The sequence below is a fragment of the Labilibaculum sp. K2S genome (genome assembly GCF_030372765.1).
Lineage (GTDB): Bacteria > Bacteroidota > Bacteroidia > Bacteroidales > Marinifilaceae > Labilibaculum.
In genome coordinates this window covers 1-7,476 of the sequence record NZ_JAUCMW010000043.1, presented here as the reverse complement: position 1 = coordinate 7,476, position 7,476 = coordinate 1, and the positions used below count along the sequence as shown (strand labels likewise).

The 7,476-nt window shown below is 33.0% G+C and carries 6 protein-coding genes; 2 read left to right on the top strand and 4 right to left on the bottom strand.

Annotated features, from left to right (window positions below; genetic code table 11):
* Positions 1 to 377: 377 nt before the first annotated feature.
* Positions 378 to 1,154: a LytR/AlgR family response regulator transcription factor gene (locus QUH73_RS20410; RefSeq protein ID WP_289532298.1), complete on the bottom strand. Its 777-nt coding sequence runs from the start codon at positions 1,152 to 1,154 to the stop codon at positions 378 to 380.
* Positions 1,155 to 1,305: 151 nt separating this feature from the next.
* Here QUH73_RS20410 and QUH73_RS20405 point away from each other — a divergent pair, with 151 nt between their 5' ends.
* Positions 1,306 to 1,713, top strand: coding sequence for a hypothetical protein (locus QUH73_RS20405; protein ID WP_289532297.1), 408 nt, complete (start codon positions 1,306 to 1,308; stop codon positions 1,711 to 1,713).
* A 169-nt stretch (positions 1,714 to 1,882) separates the two neighbouring features.
* Entirely contained in the window at positions 1,883 to 3,772 is a 1,890-nt protein-coding gene (locus QUH73_RS20400) for a serine hydrolase domain-containing protein (RefSeq protein ID WP_289532296.1), read from the top strand.
* A gap of 222 nt (positions 3,773 to 3,994) precedes the next feature.
* Here the strand turns inward: QUH73_RS20400 and QUH73_RS20395 are convergent, their stop codons facing one another.
* From QUH73_RS20395 to QUH73_RS20385, 3 genes are all read right to left on the bottom strand, one after another.
* Positions 3,995 to 4,861 carry an IS3 family transposase gene (locus QUH73_RS20395; protein WP_289532299.1) on the bottom strand — a complete coding sequence of 289 codons (867 nt, stop codon included), beginning with the start codon at positions 4,859 to 4,861 and terminating at the stop codon, positions 3,995 to 3,997.
* The gene (locus tag QUH73_RS20390; RefSeq protein WP_289532295.1) at positions 4,821 to 5,201 is read right to left on the bottom strand and encodes a transposase; all 381 of its coding nucleotides are present in this window, start codon (positions 5,199 to 5,201) and stop codon (positions 4,821 to 4,823) included. Before QUH73_RS20390 ends, QUH73_RS20395 begins: the two co-directional genes overlap by 41 nt.
* Positions 5,202 to 6,181: 980 nt before the next feature.
* Complete coding sequence (locus QUH73_RS20385; protein WP_289532294.1) at positions 6,182 to 7,066, bottom strand: hypothetical protein; 885 nt, start codon at positions 7,064 to 7,066, stop codon at positions 6,182 to 6,184.
* Positions 7,067 to 7,476: the final 410 nt, after the last annotated feature.

Below are 7,476 nucleotides of genomic sequence, written 5' to 3'. Positions count from 1 at the left end.
AGTCAAATTTGTTTAATTTTTAATAACGTCCCAATTTTAATGGGACACTAGTGATAAGTGGTGTAAAATAATAAATCCTCGTAAGTATGCACTTACGAAGATTATATGGTAGCCCCAACAGAACCCAACCTAAAACTATCGAACCATTGATTGTCAGTATTTTACTAAGAGACGCCTAGGTGAATATACCCTTATTTATCCCCCTTATAAATATTCATTGAGTATTGAATTTTACGGTAGTCTCTCAAGTTAATCTATAAATTACTATCAAGTTTTACTTTTTAGACAGTCTGACGTCTCGGCTATGCAGCGTAAGTTTGTGTTGCACCTGTGGCAAGCCTATGATGTATGAGCCATTGTGTGGCGGGAGTTGTTAGTTAATTTGACGCATTATTATTCAACAATTCTTTAACTTCTTTTCGATAGCTTCTGCCAATATTTAGCCTAATATCATCTACTAAAACTTCATCAAGAGAATGTTCTTTAATTCTATCAGTATTGATTATAAATGAACGGTGAATTCTTAAAAAAGTATCGGGTAATCTTTCCGATAGTCGACTTATTTTCTCTTTGCTTGTAATTTCTTTGTTGCTAGTAATCACCTTGATATAATCCGATAAGCTTTCGATGTAAACAATATCGTCGTAGGCTATTTTGGTCATTTTTCGATTAGACATGATTTTAAGAAATGATTTCTTCATTTTCTCTTTTTCCTCCAAAAGTTGTTGAATTACTTGTTGGTTTTCATTTATTTGATTAAACATCAAGAGAAACGAACCAACAAATACCAGCAAATACAATACAACTGCTAAAAGCATAGGTTGAGCAACATCAGAACCCAAACTTTGATAATTCAAATTTACCAGATAGACATAAGTAAAAAGCAATACTAAGAATTCGAGGTAAACCGATATAATTGCCGTACAAAAGGTATAAAATGCAAATCGTGCATATCTTTTAGTTAGGTAAAACCTTGGTACTAATACATAGTTGAAACAATATGAGGTTCCCATAACAATTGGAAGAAGCATGCTTACGAAGTAAAAGGCATTAGTTTTGCTTTCCCACGAAAATCCATATAGTCGGATTAATACTAATAATGCAAAAATCCAATAAGCAATATGTAAATGAATATTTTTTGGTTTTTTATACATTCTATTTAATTATTTCGGGCTAATTTCGGCAAAGATATCGTTATTACCATTTAGAGTCGACAAACAACCGATTAAGAAGCGGATTCGACCTTGATAGATTTACTTATCTCACATAATTTGGCAGAAGTATTAATTGCAAATTTACTTATTTATGAAAGATTTATTTATTACGGGAGGATCTTTTTTTATGTGGGTTCTAACTCTTTTATTAATTATTACAGTTGCTTGGATTATTTATCATTTTATACTTGCTTACAGTTCCAAACAAACAGATAAAGCAGATCTTTTACGAAAGCTTGCTTATGGAAAATCAATAGGATTATTTGCCCTAGTCACCGGATTTTTGGGGCAAATGTTTGGATTTTGTGGCATGTTAGATGCCATTGAAACATTTACTGGAAGTGGAAAAGCGATTAGCCATCAAATGATATTTGGAGCATTAAAGACTACTGTAATTGTTACCATTTATGGAAGCCTTATTTATCTTTTGTCACTATTCTTATGGTTTTCAGCATCAATAATGATTGAGAAAAAGCAAGCTTATAAGGGAGTCGTTTAAATCTTATCCTAATTTTAAGTACACATCTTACTTGCCTAATAGTTTTGCTTGGCTGAAACTATTATATGCTAAGTTTTCAAATCAAATTTTTACTACATCAATATGTGTTCTCGGTTTGCCAACCGACAGACATCTTATACCCTAACATTTAATATTCAAATCAAAAATTATGAAACATTTACTCCTTACATTTTTAATTCTATGTTCTTTTTTCTCATCCGAGAATAAAATATATTCTCAAAATATAGATGTACAAACATCTGATTTAAATGCTTGGATCGATTCTACATTTACAGAAGCATTGAATTCTGTTAATATTGCAGGGGCTACCATTGTTTTAATGCAGGGGGATTCAATTCTTCATATAAACGGTTATGGCGTAGAAGACATTGAATCCAAAACGCCTGTGAGTAGTCGCTCTTCGATATTTGAAATAGGCTCTATTTCAAAAACGTTTGTAGGTACAGCTGTTATGAAATTATATGAGGTTGGACTGTTAGATTTGGATAGGGATGTTAATAATTATCTCAAATCGTTTCAATTAGCATATAAATTCAATGATTCAATTACTGTAAGACATCTTTTAACGCATACGGCTGGTTTTGATGATTGCAATATAGGCACTATAGTTCATGCTGAGGAAGATATAATTCCCTTAGCCCAATATATAGAAAAGCGAATGTCACCACAGATACGCCCTTCAGGTAAGGTCATTTCGTATTCTAATAACGGTTATGCTTTACTAGGACTTATTGTTGAAGAAGTATCTGGCTTACCCTTTCATGAGTACGTTAGAAAAATGATTTTGCAACCATTGGAAATGAATTATAGTGGTTATAGACGACAAGCCGAACTCAAAGAAAACTACGTTACCAGTTACTTGCAAAAGGACGAGCAGCTGATTCCATACAAGCCTGCCTTTCACCACTTCTATCCTGCATCCTCATTTCGATCAACAGCTTCTGACATGGGGCACTATATATCTATGTTCCTGAATAATGGGAAATTTAATGGAATTCAAATTTTAGATTCCTCAACTGTTGTTAAAATGCATCAAACAGGATTTAAGCACTACGAAAAGGCTAATTTCGGTTGGCTGTTAGGCTTTCAGGAATCGCATTGGTATGGAGTAAGAACGGTTAGTCATAGTGGTGGCATTCAGGGTTTTTCTAGTCAATTAACATTGATGCCGGAAAAAAACTTAGGTTTGTTTATTTGTGTCAATTCATCGAATTTTTACCAACAGAAAAGTCGAGTATTTATGGACAAATTTATTAACGATTTGTTTGCACGACTTATGCCAGAATGTTTGGTTAAAAAAGAAAAGGCAATAGTTTCGCCCAAGGTGGGGACTGTTGATGAACCATTAGAGAAGTTCGCAGGAAAGTACCGATTTACAAGATATGCGCATACCACTTTCGACAAAGTGGGTGTTTTAGTTGGATTGACTCCTGAAATTGAAATTGTTTCAAAAGATAATACACTTGAAATAGTAGAATGGAACGATAAACTAGTTCCGATATCCGATTTAACATTCCATTCAAAATATGGTAGATACTTAGCTTTTGGCCGGGGTACAAAAGGCGAAATTTCTTATTTTTTTACAGATTCTTATTCTTACCAGAAATTAAAATGGTACGAACCTGTTAAATTTCAACGTGTATGGATAGGTAGTATTGTCCTTTTTCTATTGATTTATATAATTACCGGTGTCGTGCGTAAACTATTTGTGCGCAACAGAAACAGTTATTTGCTTAAAAAAATCAATTTTTCGCTGGCCTCTTTAGTTGTCCTTTTTATTGCAGTGCTTGCTTATGCTTTATTTACCACCGACACTTTTGAATTTTTCTACGGAATGCCTTTGCTCATTAAAATGGCATTAGTGATCCCTTTTTTAATTATTCCATTGGAATTTGTTTCAGTATACTTATTGATAAAAGCCTTTAGATATAAGGAGCAGAAAACTTTCGATTTAATTTATCAATCTGTAATTGTTGTTGCAACTTTTCTTTTTATTCCTTGGTTAATGTATTATAATTTAATTGGTTTCAATTATTAAGAAATGGGAATAACACTCCCCTGCTCTGCGAAGTTAAAAACTTCGCAGAGCAGGGGTATAATATGATTGTTACAATGTATGGGATACTACTCGCTATTATAAAGGATTCTTAAGGGGTATACACCGATCTTATTGTTTTGACCCCTGATATCCTAGAGTTTTATTCTATTTTTTAATTTTCCTTTTATAGAGCGATTCAGGCCCTCTTAAAATCTACTAATACTAAGCTGCTTTCTCTCGCTTTTTAATTAAATGCTGATCCTGCTTCCACTTTTCATTTGGAGTAATTCTCCCAAGCAAACCATGTAATCTTTCACCATTATAGAATGGCACATATCTTTTTATAATCTGCTGTATTTCACCGAAAGTACGATAATCGACTCTGTCAAAGATATCTCTCTTTAAAGTACCGTGATAAGCTTCAACATGAGCATTCTCTTCAGGTGTTGCCACATAAGTAAATTCTTGTTCAAACCCGACTAAATGAATGTAATCTCTCACATTACGCGCTATGAACTGACTCCCATTGTCTGATCTAATTATCAGAGATTCTGGAGTTGGATATTGATCGACAATTGTTGATAACAATTCAATCACCTCTTTTTGTTTTACATTGAATGCAAAAGTATAACCTGGTATTTTTCTAGTATGAACATCAATTACCGATAAAAGATAAGCGTTCTTTCCCATATTGGGAATCCAAATCATTTTAATATCCATTTCAAGACACTCCATAGGATGGCTTGTGTGAACCTTCCTAAATCTTACGAACTTGCGCCCACCACCACTTCTTTTAATTCTTGAATTAGGCTTTAAAAGTCCTGTATTACTCATTATTCTGTACACTTTCTTGTGATTGATCTTATAACCTTTACGCTGAAGATACTTTGTCATTATTCGATAACCACAATCAATAAACTCATGCTCCAATACGCCTTTTATAGCTTCTACAACAGTCATTTCTTCAACCAGGCCATCCTTACTATGATTGGTTTGCTTGCCAGGCAAAACACCTTTTCTGCCATTTAGCTTCTCTTTATAGTAATAACTACTCGCAGAGAGTCCTACATACTTTAATAGATCTTTGATACTTACAGTATATTTTTCGAAGAAACGATCTACTAGATTTTTCTTGGATCGTCTGTTCCAAACTTTTTTTTAGAAGCTCTTTCTGAATTTCCAATTCTATTTCCCGGTCTGCTAAAAGCTTGCGTAGAATCCGAATCTCTTCCTCAGCTTTCTTCATCTCTGGACTGCTGTTATCATATTTAACTCTTAAGCCGGCTTCGCCTTTGGTATCGAACTTCTTTTTCCAATTATAGAAAGCTCCAGTACTAACATTATGTCTTCTACAAACTTCTACTACATTACCAGTTTCTGCCTCGCTTAAAATGGCTAGTTTTTCTTCTAATGTCCAACGTCTTTTCATACCCTAAATTTAACTGTTTTAAATCTGAAATTTTACTCCAGTCTTTTTCGGGGCTAAACTACTTATCTAGTTCCTATCTCGATCACCTATCCCGTTCGTTTATCCTACTTAAACGATCTTTTTGTGAGCGAAACAAATCAATTTGGTAGAAATTCCCATTTTTCTAGGAAAACAAACCTTTATAGAGAGTAAAGCCTACAAATAGAGCTACTACAAAGGGGATTTAAGGGGTATTTATCTAGTTCCTATCCCGACCTTAACAGATCCTTATCCGTTTCGGAGGATATAAAAAAGGCCAATTAATATTTTAATGATTCAGGTCTCAATTTCCAGAAGTCTAAAATATCAGTTGGCTCGATTACAAATATAAATTGCCTGGCAATTAAACATCTTCGGATTGCACCTAGCAAGTTGGTATGGTGCTTACTATTCCAACAAAGTAAAACGGAATGTAAAATAAATTGGTGACTGAATAACGGAATGAGAATTAAGCGGGATTTATCCAATCCTAAAAAACTCTCAGGATGAATCTATAAATTGTAAGGATTTGGTATTTTTAAGCCGTCAACTAATTGCAACATGCCTAGATTGTTCTCTAAAGGAGTAATATTTTTTCGAGGAAATTGCTTGTTCAGAATAGAACTGATACAGCATTAAAACAAAAATACTGACAATCATTTGATTATTAGTATTTTAGCAACCCCAACAGAACCCAATCTAAATCTCGCAATCGGCTTTTTATCAGTGCCTTGCGTGGTTTTCCTCAGATAAATATACCCTTATTTTCCCCCCTAAAAATATTCATTGAGTATTGGGTTTTACGGCAATCTCTCTAATTAATCTAAATAAATTGTCTTATATATTCATTTTAAAAAATTCTTGCAATAATATAAACATATAAAGGAGCATGATTACTCCTTTATGAACTTTTTGCTGACACAGTTTGCGGGAAAGTGTCTAAATATGAACTGTACTTCTACTTAAAAATTTACTGTTATTGGATCTCCCCAATTTTCATTAATAGAGATATTGAAACCATTCTTAGTTGTACTTCCAGAATCATTAAACATTTTACCTATGATATCTGTATGTACATTTCTATGTAATGGTATGTTTTGTAAAGTTATCTCTTTTAATATATTTCCTAATACTTTGTATTGGATAGTAAATGTATATAGTTGAGCATCACTGTCTATTTTTACATTCTGCATAAATGAACCGCTTATACTATTGAGTATCTTTGGACTGTTATAAGAATCAGTGTATGAAGTAGTATTAGAATTAGTTAATAATTCTCCTGTAGATAAATAAATAGACTGGACTGGGAAGTCAGATATGAGTACTTCTATAGTATAATTATCATCTGTTGGAGCATCTTCAATTACAACAGAGAAATTACCCGTAATATTATCTAATGCAATATCAACAGATTCTGGAGTTTCTGTAACTTCAAACTCTACCTTTTTATAGTAAATACCATTCTGTAATGGCCATCCCGTACCATCCCAGTACGTAGTCTGAAATAATTCGCCAATTACTGATGAAGAAAAACTCCAATTCCTTGCTGAAGTATTATCATGTCCAACTATACATAGAGTATAATTACCTAGTGGTAATACATCTTCTATTGTTGCACCAATATCAAACTTTAGTACTTTTACAAATTGTAGATTCGCATCATACAGAACATAGTCATAACGTAAAGTTTCTAATGTGGTTGACTTTGTATTTGTAGTATTTACTACAAAAGTAGAACAATTAAATGTTACAGGATATACTTTTCGTTCTGGCTCAACATCTTTGTCTTCTGAACAAGATGTGAACATAATAGCAACAGTTATTGCTAATAATAAAAATCTCTTCATTTGGTTTAATTTGTGTGTGTAATTAGAATACGTATTTACTCAATTTGTAAACAAAGACTTAACCTTCGGAAAGAAATTAATAACGGCATGCACTGTACCAACAGCTATATTTTTTTTAGATATGCATGCAAAAATCTACATCACTGTATTCTCTGTTCGATAGGTAATGTCTTCATAATTGAATTTCAGTATCAAAACTATGAAAAATCAATCCTCTATCCTACTGTCAAATCTGCCAAGTTAAGATATCCTAAAATTTTATAATTATTTAATAATCATAGAATCTCATTCACTTAAGCATATAAAAGCAAAATATCCCAACAAAAGAAAACGGAATGTAAAACAAATTGGCAACTGGATATTCCGGATCATGTTGCCCCCCTGAAATCGGGATCGGAAAACAAGGTTTT